The 18269-nt window shown below is 63.6% G+C and carries 17 protein-coding genes; 4 read left to right on the plus strand and 13 right to left on the minus strand.

Translation table 11 applies throughout. From position 1 onward, the window contains the following. Positions 1-13 precede the first annotated feature (13 nt). The 13 genes from AC3EMP_RS23655 to AC3EMP_RS23715 all read right to left on the minus strand — a co-directional run bounded on the left by AC3EMP_RS23655 (position 14) and on the right by AC3EMP_RS23715 (position 16265). The gene (locus tag AC3EMP_RS23655) at positions 14-1516 is read right to left on the minus strand and encodes a peptidoglycan DD-metalloendopeptidase family protein (RefSeq protein WP_023725684.1); all 1503 of its coding nucleotides are present in this window, start codon (positions 1514-1516) and stop codon (positions 14-16) included. A gap of 355 nt (positions 1517-1871) precedes the next feature. Further along, positions 1872-2525, minus strand: a complete 654-nt coding sequence (locus tag AC3EMP_RS23660; RefSeq protein ID WP_023681647.1) for a protein-L-isoaspartate(D-aspartate) O-methyltransferase — start codon at positions 2523-2525, stop codon at positions 1872-1874. Positions 2526-2551: 26 nt separating this feature from the next. Next, a complete protein-coding gene (surE, locus tag AC3EMP_RS23665) occupies positions 2552-3313 on the minus strand; it encodes a 5'/3'-nucleotidase SurE (protein ID WP_023667684.1) in 762 nt (253 codons plus the stop codon). Then, a complete protein-coding gene (gene serS, locus AC3EMP_RS23670; RefSeq protein ID WP_023667685.1) occupies positions 3313-4617 on the minus strand; it encodes a serine--tRNA ligase in 1305 nt (434 codons plus the stop codon). Before serS ends, surE begins: the two co-directional genes overlap by 1 nt. Positions 4618-4726: 109 nt before the next feature. Then, positions 4727-5602, minus strand: a complete 876-nt coding sequence (tatC, locus tag AC3EMP_RS23675) for a twin-arginine translocase subunit TatC (protein WP_023667686.1) — start codon at positions 5600-5602, stop codon at positions 4727-4729. Further along, on the minus strand, positions 5599-6339 hold the full coding sequence (gene tatB, locus AC3EMP_RS23680; protein ID WP_352711488.1) for a Sec-independent protein translocase protein TatB: 741 nt from the start codon (positions 6337-6339) through the stop codon (positions 5599-5601). The genes tatC and tatB overlap by 4 nt, the downstream gene beginning before the upstream one ends. Before the next feature lie 86 nt (positions 6340-6425). Beyond that, positions 6426-6647, minus strand: a complete 222-nt coding sequence (locus tag AC3EMP_RS23685) for a twin-arginine translocase TatA/TatE family subunit (RefSeq protein WP_023681650.1) — start codon at positions 6645-6647, stop codon at positions 6426-6428. 180 nt (positions 6648-6827) lie between these two features. Further along, the gene (scpB, locus tag AC3EMP_RS23690; RefSeq protein WP_023735290.1) at positions 6828-7595 is read right to left on the minus strand and encodes an SMC-Scp complex subunit ScpB; all 768 of its coding nucleotides are present in this window, start codon (positions 7593-7595) and stop codon (positions 6828-6830) included. Next, a complete protein-coding gene (locus tag AC3EMP_RS23695) occupies positions 7592-8392 on the minus strand; it encodes a segregation and condensation protein A (protein WP_488494740.1) in 801 nt (266 codons plus the stop codon). Before AC3EMP_RS23695 ends, scpB begins: the two co-directional genes overlap by 4 nt. A gap of 174 nt (positions 8393-8566) precedes the next feature. Beyond that, positions 8567-9586, minus strand: a complete 1020-nt coding sequence (nagZ, locus tag AC3EMP_RS23700; protein ID WP_023735289.1) for a beta-N-acetylhexosaminidase — start codon at positions 9584-9586, stop codon at positions 8567-8569. A gap of 133 nt (positions 9587-9719) precedes the next feature. Continuing rightward, the gene (locus AC3EMP_RS23705; protein WP_352711491.1) at positions 9720-13121 is read right to left on the minus strand and encodes an SPOR domain-containing protein; all 3402 of its coding nucleotides are present in this window, start codon (positions 13119-13121) and stop codon (positions 9720-9722) included. A gap of 103 nt (positions 13122-13224) precedes the next feature. Next, positions 13225-14988, minus strand: coding sequence for an arginine--tRNA ligase (gene argS / locus AC3EMP_RS23710; protein ID WP_352711494.1), 1764 nt, complete (start codon positions 14986-14988; stop codon positions 13225-13227). Positions 14989-15050: 62 nt separating this feature from the next. After that, complete coding sequence (locus AC3EMP_RS23715) at positions 15051-16265, minus strand: deoxyguanosinetriphosphate triphosphohydrolase (RefSeq protein WP_352711496.1); 1215 nt, start codon at positions 16263-16265, stop codon at positions 15051-15053. A 76-nt stretch (positions 16266-16341) separates the two neighbouring features. On the opposite strand from AC3EMP_RS23715, the gene erpA reads away from it, so the two are divergent. The 4 genes from erpA to AC3EMP_RS23735 all read left to right on the plus strand — a co-directional run bounded on the left by erpA (position 16342) and on the right by AC3EMP_RS23735 (position 18260). Next, on the plus strand, positions 16342-16689 hold the full coding sequence (gene erpA / locus AC3EMP_RS23720) for an iron-sulfur cluster insertion protein ErpA (protein WP_031196640.1): 348 nt from the start codon (positions 16342-16344) through the stop codon (positions 16687-16689). Between the two features lie 4 nt (positions 16690-16693). Beyond that, positions 16694-17086 carry a VOC family protein gene (locus tag AC3EMP_RS23725; RefSeq protein ID WP_023691101.1) on the plus strand — a complete coding sequence of 131 codons (393 nt, stop codon included), beginning with the start codon at positions 16694-16696 and terminating at the stop codon, positions 17084-17086. A gap of 8 nt (positions 17087-17094) precedes the next feature. Further along, positions 17095-17889 carry an exodeoxyribonuclease III gene (gene xth / locus AC3EMP_RS23730; protein ID WP_352711499.1) on the plus strand — a complete coding sequence of 265 codons (795 nt, stop codon included), beginning with the start codon at positions 17095-17097 and terminating at the stop codon, positions 17887-17889. Positions 17890-18005: 116 nt separating this feature from the next. Beyond that, a complete protein-coding gene (locus AC3EMP_RS23735) occupies positions 18006-18260 on the plus strand; it encodes a hypothetical protein (RefSeq protein WP_352711501.1) in 255 nt (84 codons plus the stop codon). Positions 18261-18269 lie beyond the last annotated feature (9 nt).

Raw genomic sequence — 18269 nt, forward strand, 5'->3', positions numbered from 1 at the left:
AACGTTTATTGTTCTATTCGAGATAGCCAGAGGGGTCGACCGGGGCCGAGTTCTTGCGCACTTCGAAGTGCAGTTTCGGCGAGTCGGTGGTGCCGCTCATGCCCGACAACGCGATTTCCTGGCCGCGCTTGACCTTCTGGCCGCGCTGCACCTCGATAGAACTGGCGTGGCCATAGACGGTGACCAGCCCGTTTTCGTGGCGCACCAGCACCGTGTTGCCGAATTCCTTGAGGCCGTCGCCGGCATAGATGACCACGCCATTCTCGGCCGCCTTGACCGGCGTTCCCTCAGGCACGGCGATGTCGACACCGTCCTTGCCGCCACCAAAATTGGAGATGACGCGGCCACGCACCGGCCAACGCATCTTGCCGATGCCGGTGGCATCAGGCGCGACAGCATCGTCGTCCTCGGCCTGCTGGATGACCTTGGCATCCTTCTTCGGCGGCGTGTAGGTGGCGAGCGTCTCCGTCGGCTTTGCCGCAGGCTGGGTTGCGGCCGTCGTCACCGGATCAACTTTGGCCGGCTTGGCGCTTGCAACCGTTGCGGTGCCACCGGCGGGAACCTTCAGCGTCTGGCCGATCTTGAGCAGACCGTCCTGCATGCCGTTGGCCTGCTTCAGCGCCACGACGCCAACCCCGGTCTTCCTGGCGATGGAGGACAGGCTATCGCCCGACTGCACCGTGTAGGTGCCGGCACCTGCCTTTGGCGCCGCTGCGGCCGTCTGCTGCGCCGGCTTGTCGGTCTTCGGCTTGTTCGCGGCCGAAGCGTCGACCTGCGCGGCGGACTTGCCGTCCTTGAGCTTCGGCTGCTGCGGCAGCACGGCGACCTTCTCCGGAGCCGGCGTCTTGGGGCTGTTCGCCGGCTTGCCGTCGGCAACTTTCGGCTCGGTCCCCTTGCTCGAATAGGCATAGGCCGGGATGACCAGCTTCTGGCCGGTCTTCAGCCCCTTGGTGGCGCTCAAGCCGTTGACCTTCATGATGACGTCGGCCGGCACGTGATAGCGATGGGCGATGCCGGAAATGGTCTCGCCGTCCCTGACGACGATCTCCGTGGCGTGCGGCGTGCCGGCGGCAACTGGTTTCGGATCGGAGTCACCGGCATTCTTGAACGGCCTTGCCGGCTGCACGGTGCCGGTGGTCGTCCTGTCGACATGCGGTGCCGGCGCAAGTGCAGGCGCGGAAGCGGTGCGCATCGGAGCGGCTTTGGGCGCGCTCGGCGGCGGCAGCTGCTGGACGGTGACCGGCTCCAGGCTGGAGCGGCTGACCGACTGGTTATGGCTGCCATCGACAGGTGCTGCAGCGATCGGCTCGGGCGCCACATCGCCCGGATAGGGCTGCGCGGTGCTCTGCTTGTCGATGATGGCGCGCTGATTGTTGGTCGAGGAGGTGAAGACGTCGTCGACACCGTTGAACCGCGAGACCTGGGAGCTACACCCCGCTGCCATTCCGGCTAGCATGAGGACAGCGCAGCCCCGCGACAGAGTACGCCCGTTTGCCTTCATAACACTGAATTGCATCGCACTAACCCGCAGACCCGGTACACACTGGTCATGATTAAAGCGCGTTAATGTTACTGGCGGGTTAACCCCATAGAATCGGACGCAAATTTTCTTAAAACATTTTGTAAGGCGCCTTCACCAACGTCGTCATCCCTGGGCGAAGCAGGCGCGAAGCGCCGTCGCGGAGACCCTGGGATCCATTCCGTGACATTGGCCGAAGAATGCAGCAGAGCAGAATTCTGCGCCGTAGCTACGCCTTGATGGCGCGGCATGGATCCTCGGGTCTGCGCTGCGTCGCTACGCTCCTTGCTTCGCCCGTGGATGACGAAACGATCGGCTTCGGCTTACCTTCGAAGCGCGTGACAGGCAGAATTCAGATAACCGCCGCAACGCTGCGCAGGATCGGCTGCAGGCGCACGGTGCCGATATCCTCGCGCTCGAAGCGGCTGCCGACCTTGGTCAGCTTGGCCAGCACCTGCTCGCCCTCCTCCGGCCCGATCGGGGCAATGACGATGCCGCCGCTCGACAATTGGTCGAGCAGGAAGCGCGGCAGGCTGTCGAAAGCCGCCCAGGCTACGATGCGGTCGAACGGCGCTTCGTTGGCAAGGCCGGTGGAACCATCGGCCTGGCGCACGATGACATTGCCGATGCCGAGCGCCTCGAAGCGTTGCCTGGCCTGCTCGGCCAGCGTCTTGTAGCGGTCGACGCTGACGATGCGAGCCGCGAGCCGCGACATCACCGCTGCCGTGTAGCCCGAGCCGGTGCCGATCTCGAGCACCCGGTTGCCGGGCTCTATTGCCAGGGCCGCAATCACCGCCGCCTGCAGGTCGGCGCCCTCGATCGCCTCGCCGCACTCGATCGGCAGCATGCCGTCCGACCAGGCGATCGAATGGAACTGGCCGTTGAGGAAGCCGCGCCGCGGCGTCGCCTCGAAGGCTGCGATCAACGCCTTCGGCACCGCGCCTTGGCCGCGCAGGCGCAGCAGGAAAGCGGCAAAACCCTCGCGATCGTCGAGCGGCAAGTTCATGCCAGAACCTTCTTCATGCGAACACCTTATTCAGCCAGCGCCTTGGTCAGTTGGTCACGGATTTCATGCGCGGTGAGGTCAAGCTGCAGCGGCGTCACAGACACGAGCCGGTTGCGCAGAGCATGGAGATCGGTGCCCTGCTTGCCCTCGACCGGCTCGCGGCCGAAGCGCAGCCAGTAATAAGGCAGGCCGCGCCCGTCGCGGCGCTCGTCGACCCACAGGCTGTGCACCAGCTTGCCTTGCGACGTCACGACGGTGCCGGCGACCTCGTCAGGCAGGCAGTTGGGAAAGTTGACGTTGAGCAGCACGCCGTCCGGCAGCGGCATGGCGACGAGCTTTTTCAGCAGCGCCGGCGCCAGCACCTCGGTGGTCTCATAGGGAACGACGCGGTCCTCGCCGACATAGGAATAACCCTGGCTGAGTGCGATCGAGCGGATGCCGAGCAGCGCGCCTTCCATGGCGCCGGCGACGGTGCCGGAATAGGTGACGTCGTCGGCGATGTTGGCGCCGGAATTGACACCGGACAGGATCAGGTCCGGCGCGCCAGGCAGGATCTTCTTGACGCCCATGATGACGCAGTCGGTCGGCGTGCCGCGCACGGCGTAGTGTTTCTCGCCGATCTTGCGCAGCCGGAGCGGCTCCGAGATCGACAGCGAGTGCGCGTAGCCGGACTGGTCCTGCTCCGGCGCCACGACCCAGACATCGTCCGACAGCGTGCGGGCGATGCGTTCGAGCGACGCCAGGCCCTCGGCATGTATGCCGTCATCATTGGTCAGAAGGATGCGCATTACTTCGATTCGATCTTCGCCAGACCGCCCATATAAGGCCGCAGCACTTCAGGAATGGTTACGCTGCCATCCTCATTCTGGTAGTTTTCGATGACGGCAATCAGCGCACGGCCGACAGCGGTGCCCGAACCGTTCAGCGTGTGCACAAAGCGGTTGCCCTTGCCATCCCGGTCCTTGTAGCGGGCATCCATGCGCCTGGCCTGGAAGTCGCCGCAGACCGAGCAGGACGAGATTTCGCGATAGGCGTTCTGGCCGGGCAGCCAGACCTCGATGTCGTAGGTCTTGCGCGCGCCAAACCCCATGTCGCCCGTGCACAGGACCATGGTGCGGAACGGCAGCTCCAGTCGCTTCAGCACCTCTTCCGCGCACTGCGTCATCCGCTCGTGCTCGGCGAGCGAAGACTCCTGGTCGGTGACCGAGACCAGCTCGACCTTGTAGAACTGGTGCTGGCGCAACATGCCGCGCGTGTCGCGGCCGGCGGAGCCCGCTTCCGAGCGGAAGCACGGCGTCAGCGCCGTATAGCGCAGCGGCAGCTTTTCATGGGCCGTGATTTCTTCGCGCACCAGGTTGGTGAGCGGGACCTCGGCGGTTGGAATCAACCCGAGCCGGCCATCGCCATGCTGCACGAAGAACAGGTCGTCCTCGAATTTCGGCAGCTGGTTGGTCCCGAAAAGCACTTCGTCGCGCACCATCAGTGGCGGGATGACTTCTTCATAGCCATGCTCGGTCGTGTGCAGATCGAGCATGAACTGGCCGATGGCGCGCTCCATCCGCGCCAGCCCGCTCTTCAGCACGGTGAAGCGTGATCCCGACAGCTTTGCCGCCCGCTCGAAATCCATCATGCCGAGCGCTTCGCCGATCTCGAAATGCTCCTTCACCCAGTTCGGCCGGGTCGGCACCTCGCCGACGATATGCTTGACGACATTGTCGTGCTCGTCCTTGCCGACCGGCACGTCGTCGAGCGGCACATTCGGCAGCACCGCCAGCGCATCGTTCAGCGTCTTGTCGAGCTCGCGCTCGCGCGCCTCGCCATTCTGGATGAAGGTCTTGATATCGCCGACTTCGGCCTTGAGCTTTTCGGCAAGTGCCGTGTCGCCCGAACGCATGGCGTTGCCGATCTCCTTCGAGGCGGCGTTGCGGCGTTCCTGCTTGGTCTGCAGCTCGGTGACGTGCTCGCGCCGCGCTTCGTCCTTCTTGATCAGCTCATCGACCGTGGACTGCGCCTCGTCAGCCGACCACGAGCGCTTGGCCAGCGCCTCGACAAGGGCCTTCGGGTTGTCGCGAATCCATTTGATATCAAGCATGGTTGGTCGTCCTCGAGCTAAGGCCTGAGGGCGTAAACCGCATCCTTCATCGATGCAAGATGGCGGCTGTCGCGTTTTTCCGCTAACGCGGATACCCGAACGCGACAGCCTATGAACGAGCCTGCTTTGAGGACGCGTCCGCCGCCTTTTCGGCCACGGCTTCGGCGGCTTCCTGCTTCTCGCGCGCCAGCTTCTGCTTGACCTGATCGCGCTCGATCAGCCGGGCCGCCCAGATCGACACCTCGTAGAGCAGGATGGTCGGGATGGCCAAACCGATCTGGCTCATCGGATCAGGCGGCGTCAGCACCGCCGCGACGACGAAGGCGATGACGATCGCCCATTTGCGCTTCTCGGCCAGCGCCTTCGACGACAGCATGCCGACGCGCGTCATCAGGCTGGTCACCACCGGCAGCTGGAACACCAGGCCGAAGGAGAAGATCAGCGTCATGATCAGGCTGAGATATTCCGACACTTTCGGCAGCAGCGAGATCTGCACCTGGTCGTCGGTGCCGGCCTGCTGCATGGCGAGGAAGAACCACATCACCATCGGCGTGAAGAAGAAATAGACCAGCGACGCTCCCATCAGGAACAGGATCGGCGATGCGATAAGGAACGGCAGGAAGGCGTTGCGTTCGTTCTTGTAGAGGCCTGGCGCGATGAATTTGTAGATCTGCGTGGCGATCAGCGGAAAGGCGATGACCATGCCGCCGAACATGGCGAGCTTGACCTGGGTGAAGAAGAATTCCTGCGGCGCCGTATAGATCAGCTCGACCTTGTGCGGATCGAGCCCGGCCCACTGCGTGGCCCACTTGAACGGAACGACCAAAAGATTGAACAGCTTCTTGGCAAAGAAGAAGCAGACGAGGAAGGCGACGAAGAAACCGCCGATCGACCAGATCAGCCGCCGGCGCAGTTCGATCAGATGCTCCATCAGCGGAGCCGACGACTTCTCGATCTCGTCCTTTTCGCTGTCCGTAATGCTCACTTGGCGGCCCCCGCCGTCTTCTTGGACGCGGGCTTCGTGGCCGGCGCAGGCTTCGGCTCAGCCTTTGCGACTGCCTTCGGTGCAGCAGCGGGCTTGGTGGCGGCTTTTCCAGGTGCAGCCTTGGCGGGCGCCGCTGACGGCTTGGCCGCAACCTTCGCCGCAGGCGCCGGCTTTGCCGGTGCTGCCTTGGCTGCCGCTGTTTTGGTTGCCGGGGCCTTTGATATCGCAGCCCCCTTGGCGCGCGCGTTTCGTGGCGCTGCTGTTGCTGCAGCCGGTGTCACCACCGCCTGATCGGTCATCGCCGGAAGGATCGGCGCCGCCGGCGCTGTTTCCGGTCCGTTGACACCCGGCATCACCGTCGCGCCGTTCTTGAGCGGCTCGGCCGGCTGTGGTGTTTCTGCCGCGGGCGTTGAGGGGTCGACGGCGGGCTTCGCCTTCATCACCGCATCGACGCCGGAGCGAACCTCGGCTGCCGCCTGTTCGAACGGATTGAGCTGCTTGCGGATTTCGGCCGCCGGATTGAGGCCGCGCAGCGTATCGACAGACTTCTTGACGTCGTCGAGCTCGGCTTCCTTCAACGCCTCGTTGAACTGCTTCTGGAAGTCGGAGGCCATGGCACGCAGCTTCGCCGTCGTGCGGCCGAAGGTGCGCAGCATATTGGGCAAATCCTTGGGTCCGACGACCACGATCATGACGATCGCGATCACCAGCATTTCGGTCCAGCCGACTTCAAACATGGCAATCAGTTCCGACTAGTGCTTGTCGCCCAACAGTGCGAAGCGGTTTTGGGACAACGACTTGCACAAAAGCAACAACCTTCGGCTCAGCTCTTGCTGGCCTTTTCCTTCACTGCCGAAACGGTCTCGTCCGGGCGGTGCTCGACGGTGCGCTTGTCTTCGGCGGTATCGTCGTCGGCCATGCCCTTCTTGAAGCTCTTGATGCCCTTGGCCATGTCGCCCATCAGCTCGGGTATCTTGCCGCGGCCGAACACCAGCAGCACGATCACCAGCACGATCATCCAGTGCCAAATCGAAAATGAACCCATTGTAACTCTCTCTCGAATGTTTTCCCTGGCGATGATCTATGCGTTTTCGCGTTGGGATTCAAACACAACAGCGACAAAGTTTATGAAGGCGCGGCTTATGTCACGCATTTTCGGCAAAGCTGCCCGCTACCAATCGGCGCATCTACCGCAGCAATGCAGCTTTTTGACAGCGGCTTGCGGTCAATCTTCCGTGACGCGCGGCGTCAGCAGGCCGAGTTCCTCGAGATCGATGTCGGTCAACGCATCCTCGTCCTCGGTCAGCGCGTCCGGATCGGCCGGCGGCAACGGGATGGCGAAATTCGACGGCATTCGGCCGGAAAGCAGCCCTGCCCCCTTCAGTTCGTCCATGCCGGGAAGATCGCGGATATCCTCCAGTGCGAAATGGTCGAGGAAAGTGTCTGTCGTGCCGTAGGTGACGGGACGGCCGGGCGTGCGGCGGCGGCCGCGCATGCGCACCCATTCCGTTTCGAGCAGCGTATCCAGCGTGCCCTTCGAGGTCTCGACGCCTCTGATGTCCTCGATCTCGGCGCGCGTCACCGGCTGGTGGTAGGCGATGATCGCCAGCACTTCGAGCGCCGCGCGCGACAGCTTGCGCTGCTGCACCGTGTCGCGGCTCATCAGGAAGGCGAGATCGCCGGCGGTACGGAAAGCCCAGGCATCGCCGACCCGGACCAGATTGACGCCGCGCCGCGCATAGATCTGCTGCAGCTCAGCCATGGCAGCGGCTATGCTGATGCCGTCGGGCAATCTGGCTGCGAGCTGCTTTTCGCTGACCGGCTCGGCGCTGGCGAACACAATCGCCTCGGCCATGCGTATGGCTTCGGCCATATGCAGCCGTTCGCCAGGATTCAGAAGCAGGGTATCAGTCGGATCCTGGGCGATAATGCCCTCCTCGGTCTCTTCTTCGACCTTGAACGGAATGACCGAAGCGTTGGCGCGTTCGCTCATGATGCCACCTCGACTGCCTTGATTGGTTGCGCGCGGCCGCGCAGATAGAGCGGCGCGAACACCTGGTCCTGTCGCATCTCGATGCTGCCTTCGCGCACCAGTTCCAGCGACGCCGCAAACGAGCTGGCAATCGCGGTACGCCGTTCGTCCGGGCTGGTCAGGTAATTGATCAGATAGCTGTCCAGCGCCGTCCAGTCGCGCAGCGAGCCGATCAGCCGGGTCAGGATATCGCGCGCATCCTTGAGCGACCACACGCCACGCCGGGCAATTGTCACATTGGTGATCGCCTGTTTCTGGCGCTGCTGCGCATAGGCGGTGAGCAAATCGTAGAGCGAGGCCGAATAGGCGTTACGCTTCTCGACGATGACCATCTCAGGCATGCCGCGTGCAAACACGTCGCGGCCGAGCCGGTTGCGGTTGACCAGCCTTGCCGAGGCGTCGCGCATGGCCTCCAGACGCTTCAGCCGGAACTGCAGCACCGCGGCCAGTTCCTCGCCGCTTTCGCCTTCCTCGCCGGGCTGCTTGGGGATGAGGAGCTTCGACTTGAGGAAGGCCAGCCACGCCGCCATCACCAGGTAGTCGGCGGCAAGCTCAAGCCTCAGCGCCGTCGCCGTCTCGACGAAGGTCAGATATTGCTCGACCAGCGCCAAGATGGAAATCCGCGACAGATCGACCTTTTGGTTGCGGGCGAGATGCAGCAAGAGGTCGAGCGGACCTTCGAACCCGGCGACGTCGACGACCAGCGACGGGTCGCCGGTGACCCGTGAATTGTCGTTCTCGGCCCACAGACGGTCCATCGGTGCGGCCTTCGCAGCCTTGCTGTCCAATGTCTCCGCCACTTGTTCCTTTACCTCTGGTTAGAGCATGATGCCAAAAAGTGTGAAGCGGTTTTCGGACGACATCATGCTCTCTCTATCTAATTTAGAGACGGATTCAGATTTCAGGTCGAACAGACCTGAAATCATCCGTCTCTAGGCCACCGCATCGAAATAGGTGGCAAACTCGGCGCGTATCTCGGTTTCGTCGGCCCGGTCGCGATCCCTTATATAGGTCAGCGCCCGGTTGGCGCGCTCCAGCGACGTCCCTTCAAGTCCCGTGGTTCGCGATGCGATGCCTGCCATCTCCTCGAAAACGCCATTGCAGTGAAGGACCAGATCGCAGCCCGCCGCAAGGATCGAGGCCGCCTTTGTCGGGAAATCCCCAGAAAGTGCCTTCATCGAGGTGTCGTCGCTCATCAACAGCCCGTCGAAGCCGATCTCGCGGCGGATGATCTCGTCGATGACCTTGCCTGAGGTGGTCGCTGGGTTGTTCGGATCGATGGCGCTGTAGACGACATGCGCCGTCATCGCCATCGGCAGATGGCTAAGCTCGCGGAAAGGGGCGAAATCATGCCGCTGCAGGTCGCTCAGCGAGGCGTCGACCACAGGCAGCTCGAAATGCGTGTCGGCGAAGGCGCGTCCATGGCCCGGAATATGCTTCATGACCGGCAACACGCCGCCGGACATCAGCCCTTCCGCGGCGGCGCGGCCAAGTTCGATGACCGGGCGCGGCTCCTTGCCATAGGCGCGCGCGCCGATGACGTCGCTGGCGCCCTCGATCGGCACGTCCAGCACCGGCAGGCAATCGGCCGAGATACCGAAGCGCAACAGGTCGAAGGCGTGCAGCCGCGCCATCAGCCAGGCAGCGCGGGTGCCGGCATCATGGTCCTTGCGCCACAATGCACCGAGCGCGCCGCCGGCGGGATAGTTCGGCGCCAGCGGCGGCCGCAGGCGCTGCACCCGGCCACCTTCCTGGTCGATGAACACCAGCGCATCGGGGCGCCCGATACAGTCGCGCATTTCGGCGACCAGATCGCGGATCTGCTCGGTTTCGCCGATGTTGCGCGCAAACAGGATGAAGCCCCACGGGCATTCATTGCGATAGAAACGGATTTCTTCGCGGGTCAGCGATTTCCCGGCACAGCCGAGGATCATGGATTTTGATTCGGTCATTCCACCAGTTTAGGGCTTCGCGCCGGCAAAGGGAATCTCCCCGGACGGCAAGCGCCTCAACCTCTCGCCCATCCACATGAAAAAGCCGGCGCGACCCTTGGGAACGCACCGGCTCTGATAATTGGATCCGGCCTTACCGAGACACGAAGCAGTTGCCGCCGGCAGCCTTGTAGCTGGTGCACAGATTGATCGCATCGTTGCGCGATTGCGCAGGCACCCGGACACGGTAGAAGGTGCCCTTGCCGGCGATCTCCGCCTTGACGATGTTGGCGGTGCGACCGGCGAGCACATTTCCATAGCGGCGCTGCAGGTCGGCGTAGTTGGCCTGGGCGCTTTCGACCGTCGGCTGCGAAGCGATCTGCATCGACCACGAACCGCCCGATGTCGAAGCCGTCGCCGGAATGGAGGCAACCTGGTCGGGCTTGACCTCGCCGACCACGTCGACCGGCTGGTCGGACGGGCGCTGCGGCGCTACGGCAACCGTCTGCGGCGTGTTGGCGGACTGGGTCTCAGCCTTCGGCGTGGCCGCCGGCTTCACCGGCTTGACCGGCTTGGCGGTCTCGGCACTTGCCTGGTCGCTATTTGCCTGATCGGCAGGCGCCACGGTGCCGGTCTGCTCGGCATCGGCCGAAGGGGCGACGTGCTGCGGCGCCGGGTCAAGCGGCTCAGTCGCCGCAACCTGTGGCGCGGCCGGCGTCGAGTCCTCGCGGGCCACCAACGAGCCGTCGGGCTTGACCACCATGGTCCGCACCTTGCGCGGGGCAACGGCGACCGTATCGGGGTTCTTGTCGGCTTCCTGCAGCACCTGAGCGATGCGGTCCTCGGACTTTGGCGCCGGCGCGACAGCCGCGTCGGGGTTGACGGCAGCTTCGGGGTTGCCGGCAGCGTCGGGGCCTGGGGCAGCGTCGGTATCGTCGGGCGACAGATCGACGACGCGGCTTTCAGGCTCCTGCGCCTTCACATCGACCGGCTCTTCGGTGTTGGTGACCAGCTTCTCCTGAACCGGCTCGGCCGGCTTGGTGCCCTTGGCGACCGCATCATAAACCTTGTTGTCCTGGTTCGGCACCACGGCGCCGCCCGGATTTTCGGGCTTGACCTTGATCGGCCTGTTGTCGGCTTTGACAATGACCGGCGCATCGCCGCCGCCCTTTCCGCCGAACGACAAGGCGAAGGCGCCAAGGCCGCCGGCAATCGCAACCGCAGCAACGACCCCCGCGACCAGCAGGCCGCTCCTGCGCGGCCGTGCGGCTTCCTGCTCGGCGAGGCCCGGCACCGCCATTGCCTCGTCCAGATCCGGATCGTAGTCGAGTTCGTCGACCGCGAAATCGTCGGCCTGCGAAACCGGCTGGCTGCCGGGCAGATCGTCCATGTCGAAGCCGCCGGCGGAATCGGCGTGGTGAGCTTGCGTGGCTGCAAGCACTTCGGCTGGCCGCGCAGCATAGGCGCGCTGGTCGAGCTCGTGGCCCGAACTGAAGCCGGAACTGTAGGAATCGTCATCATAGCCGGCACTGCGTGCGGCAGTGGGCGGCGCCACTTCCACCGCGTTCATCTCGTTGAGCATGCCGGCGAATTCGGCGTCGATGTCGTCATAGGCGGCCGGCTCGTCTTGCTCGAAGCTGAGTTCTGGAATGTCGAGGTCGTCGGCAATCGCCACCACACGCTCCGGCACATCGACCGTCTCGACATCCGGCATCTCGTCATAGGCCTGAGGCGGCGCCTGGCGCGATGGCGTCGGCGCCACATAGGCAGCAGCTGCAACCGGCTGGTCGCGATAGCTTGGCGCTGCCGCCGGCGGCATGGACGGCTTTTCTGCAAAAGAAGGTTGCGGCTGCGCTGCAAAGGAAGGCTGGGCCGGGGTGGGAGTCACGCGGCTCCACGAACGCGCCGGCTCCGGCGGCGTCGAGCGCCAATCGCCAGCGACCGGTGCTGCCGTGTCATTACCGAGATCGATGCCCTTGGCGAGCGCCGCATCGAAGGCATGATCATCGAACTCGATCTCGGGCTCATGGCCCTCGAGTTCGCCGGCAAGCAGATCGTCGAAATCGGCATCGTCCGCCCGGGCCTCCTGAGGAGCCGGCGCGTGTTCGTCCAGGTCCCAGTCGAGATTATCGACCGGAGCGACCGGCGTTGCGACGGACCGCTGCACCGGGGCAACCGGCTCATAAGTCCTGGCGGGCTCGATGGCGGCAGCCCTGGTGGGCTCGGTGACGACCGGAATCGGCGCGACTGGCGCCGGGCGTGGTGTGGTCATGGCGCCAAGCAGCGCGTTGAGTTCATCTTCCAACGTCCGTTCGTCAGCGACCGGAGCGGCCGGGGTCGCCATATTGGTAGGCGCCACATAAGCTGGTGCGACCGGAGTTGGCTGAACCGGAGTGGGTGCGATCTCGGCAACCGGCTCGTGATCGGCAAGCGCATCATCGATGCTCAGATCGAAATCGTCGAATGCTTCGTGCGCAGTCTCATGAGAGGGGCTGGCCTCCACAGTCCAGGCCGGCGTCTCGTTCACTTCCGGCGCATCCATCTCAACCGGCGCGCTGGCCTGCAGATCGCTGACATCCAGATCGCGCTCTTCCGGATCCTCGGCCTCAACAGGCTGAGCCTCGAAAGCCTGAGGCTCGAAATGCTCGGCCGCAAAATCCTGGGCTGCAAAATCCTGGGCCGCAAAGTCCATGTCGACATCGGCCATCGCGTCATCGAAATGACCCGCAAAATCCTCGTCGGCAACAGTGTGGTCGGCGACTCCGACGGCGTCGAAGGTATGGATCGGCGCCTCGGCTACTGGCGCGGCATACTGGTCCTGCGCCGGCGCAGGACCGTCCAGCGTCAGCTCGTCTTCCAGCGACATCGAGACGGCATTGTCGAAATCATCGTCGAACGCGACATCGTCGGCGGGCGCAGCAGCAACCTGGGCGACATCTGCGGCATGGGCGACGGTCGCATCGTCATCGAGCAGCAACCCCTGCTCGAGCGAAGCGGCAAGCTCGTCATCCATCGGCAGGTCGTCTTCGAGCGGCGATACGTTTTCCAGTGAACTGGCCACGGCATTGTCGAAATCGTCATCGAATGCAGCTTCGTCGAATGCGGGCTCGGCAAACCAAGGTTCGGCAACCGAGGGTTCAACGGGAGCAGCCGCAGCCTGCGGGCCAGCGCCGAAATCCAGATCGGCGGCATCGTCGAAGACGAAATCATATTCCAGCGAAGCAGCCAGCGCATCGTCCATCGCGGCATCGGTGGTTTCGAAAGCCGGCTCGCGAATCTCGGCAGCAGGTTCGTAGGGCTCAGCGGCAGGCTGGTGAACCTCGGGAGCCGGCTGGCTGGCCTCCATGGAACCGACTTCATCGCCGAATTCGCCCATCAACTCCTTCTCGAGGTCGATGTCGAAATCGCCCTCGTCTGCAGCCGTCTCGACGGCTGGCGCCTGCGGCTTGACCGGCTGGCGCGGATCGAAACCCATGATCCTGGTCAGTTCAGCGAACGGATCATCTTCGGCGATGTCGTTGTTGTCGGCTACTCTCAGCTGGGTTCTGTCTGCCATTATTGTTCCCGAACTCGCACTCATTCGGACGCCATGGACGTCGCGTAGGGTTGGCCCTTACCAGCGCAATGTGGGCAAATGGTGACAGGTGTTTTAGTTAAACCTAACGCATCTCAGTGGGCGCATCAGCCCCAATCAGCGTCAGGCCGGAGGTCAAAACATCCGAAACAGCCTGCACCAGCCCTAGTCTGGCATGAGTCAATTGTCGGTCGTTAACCTTAACAAAACGTAAGTCGGCATTCTCGGTGCCCCGATTCCAGTGTCCATGGAAGCTGGAAGCCAGATCGTAGAGGTAGAATGCCAGCCGGTGCGGCTCCAGCGCAAGGGCCGCAGATTCGACCAGCCGGGGATATTCAGCCAGCTTCCGGATCAGGCCGATCTCGCCCTCGTCGGTGAGCGACGCCGAGGCCGCGGCCAGGCTGTTGCGGTCGAAATTGGCCTCGCCCAGTTGCTCGCTCGCCTGCCGGAACACCGAATGACAGCGCGCCGAAGCGTACTGCACGTAGAACACGGGATTGTCCTTGGACTGTTCGGTGACCTTGGCGAAATCGAAGTCGAGCGGCGCGTCGCTCTTGCGGTAGAGCATCATGAAGCGGATCGCATCGCGGCCCACCTCCTCCACCGCTTCGCGCAAGGTCACGAAGTCGCCCGACCGCTTCGACATCCGAACCGGTTCGCCATCGCGAAACAGCTTCACCAGATTGCACAGGAGCACCGTGAGTTGCAGCTTCAGATCATCGCCTGCAATCGCCCGCGCCAGCGCTTCCAGCCGCTTGACGTAGCCGCCATGGTCGGCGCCCAGCACATAGATCAGGCCGACGAAACCGCGGTCGACCTTGTCCTTGAGATAGGCGACGTCGGCGGCGAAATAGGTGAACGAGCCGTCGGACTTGACCAGCGCCCTGTCCATGTCGTCGCCGACCGCCGTCGAGCGAAACAGCGTCTGCTCGCGGTCTTCCCAGTCGTCCGGCTTCTCGCCCTTGGGCGGCGGCAGCTTGCCCTTGTAGATATGGCCCTTCAGCGTCAGATCGTTGATCGCCGAGCGGATTTTTTTGGCATTGTCGGCATGCAGCGTGCGCTCGGAGAAGAAAACGTCGTGATGCACATTGAGCAACGCCAGATCCTCGCGGATCATCACCATCATGGCGTCGATCGTGCGGTCCTTGACGATTGCCAGCGACTGATCGTCGGGCATCTGCAAGAGCTTGCGGCCAAATTCGGCAGCCAGCGCCTGACCGACCGGCACAAGGTAATCGCCGGGATAGAGACCGGCCGGTATTTCGCCAATGTCGTCGCCCAGCGCTTCGCGGTAGCGCAGGAAGGCCGAACGCCCGAGCACGTCGATCTGCGCGCCGGCGTCGTTGATGATGTATTCCTTGGTGACGTCATAGCCGGCGAAGGCCATCAGATTGGCGAGCGTGTCGCCGACAACCGCGCCCCGGCAATGGCCGACATGCATCGGCCCGGTCGGATTGGCCGAGACATATTCGACATTGGTCTTCTTGCCGCCACCAATGGTCGAGCGGCCGTAGTTTTGGCCCTCGCCCAGCAGCGCAGTCAGATGCGCCTGCCAGAAACCGTCCTTGAGCCGGAGATTGACGAAGCCGGGACCGGCGACGTCGGCTTCGGCAACATCGGCGTCGCTGCGCAGCACTTCCACCAGCCGCTCGGCCAGCGCCCGCGGGTTGTGCCCTGTCGGCTTGGCCAGTACCATCGCCGCATTGGTGGCGAGATCGCCATGGCTGGCGTCGCGCGGCGGCTCGACGGCGATGCGCGACAGGTCGGGCGAAAAGCCATTACTGTCTTTCAAATCAAGCGCTTCGACGGCTTTTGTGATTCGCGCGCTGAAATCGGCGAAGATGTTCATGGGTCTTGCTCTGGCGGACTGTGCAGGGGAACCGGCTCATTGGCCGGCAAATCGCGCCCGCCCTAGCTTAAATCGGGCGTATGGTCAAACAGACGGCGGTGTTCCTTCAAGGCGTAGGTATCCGTCATCCCCGCCAGGAAATCGGCGACGCTGCGCGCCTTGATGCGGTCCTCCGCCCGGTCGAGCCCCTCCCGCCAGCCGTCCGGCATGGCGCGCGGATCGGCGAAATAGACATCGAACAGGTCGCGCACGATCTGCTCGGCCTGAGTGCGAACGCGCATCACCTCGTCATGCCGGTAGAGGTGCTTGTAGAGAAAGGTCTTCAATTCCTTCTCGGTCGCCGCCATGTCTGCGGAAAAGGTCACCATCGTTTCGCCCGCCGCCCGCACCGCTTCGGCGCTGTCAGGCTTGATGCGCTCAAGATTGGCGGTGGTGGAAACAATGACATCCTCGACCATCATCGTGATCTGCCGGCGCATCAGCTCATGGCCGGTGCGCACATCGTCCAGGCCCGGATAGCGCGCGCGCACGCTTGCCAGGATCGATCCCGGCAGCGCCACCGTTTCCAGCATGTCCAAGGTCAGGAAGCCGGAGCGCAGGCCGTCGTCGATGTCATGGGTGTTGTAGGCGATATCGTCGGCGATCGCAGCACATTGCGCCTCGATGCCGGCGAAATGGTCGAGTTCGAGGTCGTGCAGCTCGGAATAGTCGCGGATCGCCTGCGGCACCGGGCCTTTGAGCCCTTTTCCCTTGGCGTCGGTCAGCGGGCCATTGTGCTTCACCAGGCCTTCCAGCGTTTCCCAGGTCAGGTTCAGCCCGTCGAACTCGGCATAACGCCGCTCCAGCCGCGTCACCACGCGCAGCGACTGCGCATTGTGGTCGAAGCCGCCCCATTGGGCCATCCGCTCGTTCAGCGCGTCCTCGCCGGTATGGCCGAACGGCGTGTGACCGAAATCGTGCACCAAGGCGACCGCCTCGGCCAGATCCTCGTCGCCGCGCAGCGCTCGCGCCAGAGCCCGCGCAATCTGCGCCACCTCGATCGAATGCGTCAGCCGGGTGCGATAGTGGTCGCCTTCATGGGCGACGAACACCTGCGTCTTGTGCTTCAGGCGGCGGAAGGCAGTCGAATGAATGATACGGTCGCGGTCGCGCTGGAATGGCGTGCGAGTCGGGCTCTCGACCTCGTCATAGAGCCGCCCGCGCGACCTGGCTGGGTCGCTGGCATAGGCCGCGCGCGGCCGATAGCCGAACCCAATGTCGCCAAGCTCATTTGTCATGGCTGATGCCGCCGCAGTTGACTTGCCCCTTCCCGCTTCATACCTATCATGTGAAACCGAAAGCAAGGTGACGCCCATGGGCGCTGATGCCAAGACTGCCATGAAAGTCGAGATGACCGGCGCCGCCGCCAGGCGGATCGCGAAAATCGTCTCTGGCGAGGCCGGCAAGACGGCGCTGCGCGTCTCCGTAGAGGGCGGCGGCTGCTCCGGCTTTTCCTACAAGTTCGACCTGGTCGATACGCGCAACGACGACGACGTCGCCATCGAAAAGGACGGCGCCACCGTGCTGATCGACGATTTGTCGCTGGTCTATATGGGCGGCTCGGTGATCGACTTCGTCGACGATCTGATGGGCCAATCGTTCCAGATCCGCAACCCCAATGCAGTCGCCTCCTGCGGCTGCGGCACCAGTTTCTCCATCTAGGCAGATGTCCGGCGTCGGCGCGGTCCGTCAGGTCGCACTGTCGGCCGGGCGCGATCTCGACGTGACGCTGGCCTTCTGGCGCGATGTGCTCGGCCTCAACGTTCACGCCCGCTACGATCCGCCGGGCATCGCCTTCATCATGGCCGGTGATATCAGGTTGCTGTTCACCGATGGCGTTCCGGCCGGCACCGTCTATCTCGATATAGCCGGGCTCGAAGCCTTCCACGCCGAGGCGAAAGCGTCCGGCGTTCCCTTCACCGCACCGCCGGCGCTCGTCCACAACGACACCGAAGGCACGTTCGGAACGGCGGGGGAAAGCGAGTGGATGGCCTTTCTAAAGGACCCGGCAGGCAATACGATCGGGCTTGTCGAACGTCTTTCGCCCGAACATCCCTGAGGCCGCCCATGAAAATCGTTACCTGGAACATAAACGGCATTCGCGCCCGCATCGGCAACCTCACCCACTGGCTGAGCGAAAGCCAGCCCGACATCGTCTGCCTGCAGGAGATCAAGTCGGTCGACGAGCAGTTCCCGCGCGCCGAGATCGAGGCGCTTGGCTACAACGTGGAAACCCATGGCCAGAAGGGCTTTAACGGCGTCGCCCTGCTGTCGAAGCTTCCCTTCGACGAGGTTATCAGAGGCCTGCCAGGCGACGAGACTGATGAGCAGGCGCGCTTCATCGAGGGCGTGTTCTCGACCGACCAGGGCGCGCTGCGCGTCGCCTCGCTCTATCTGCCCAACGGCAATCCCATCGATGACGAGAAGAAATTTCCTTACAAGCTGGCCTGGATGGAGCGGCTGCATCGCTGGGCCGAGCAGCGGCTGCTTCTGGAGGAGGCGCTGGTGCTGGCCGGCGACTACAATGTCATCCCCGAGCCGGTCGATGCGCGCTTCCCCGAGAACTGGCTTGGCGATGCGCTGTTCCAGCCGCAGACCCGGCAGGCCTTCCGGCGGCTGAAGAATCTCGGCTTTACCGAGGCGGTGCGCGCCGTCACCGATGCGGCCGACGTCTACACCTTCTGGGATTACCAGGCCGGTGCCTGGCAGAAGAACAACGGCATCCGCATCGACCATCTGCTGTTGTCGCCCGAAGCCGCCAACCGCTTTTCCTCGGCCTCGATCGAAAAGCATGTGCGCGCCTGGGAAAAGCCTTCCGACCATGTGCCGGTGGCGATCGATCTGGCGCTGCTGCCGGCCTGATATCAGCCGAAACCCTGATGTCGCCACAATCGCGCCATTCAGTCAGAGATCAGCATGGCGGCTGGGGTTCCATGGCACTACGATTCCTCCTTTGCCCGATCGGTCTGGCATTTGCCATGGCCTCTCCTGCAGCGGCACTTGCCGATCAGCAGTGCCTGGCCAATGGCAAGTCCTACCAGGTCGGCCAGGTCACCTGCCTGACGGTTTCAGACAAGAGCCATATGGCCCGCTGCGACCTGGTGCTCAACAACACCTCATGGATCAAGATCGGCGATACCTGTCCCGACAGCACGATTAAGCCGCATCTGCACGTCACGCCGATCTCGATGCCGGTGTACAGAGCGGTGCTGGCGGAACTCACCGAGAACTGATGGATGTGA

The organism is Mesorhizobium sp. P160219, from assembly GCF_057786095.1.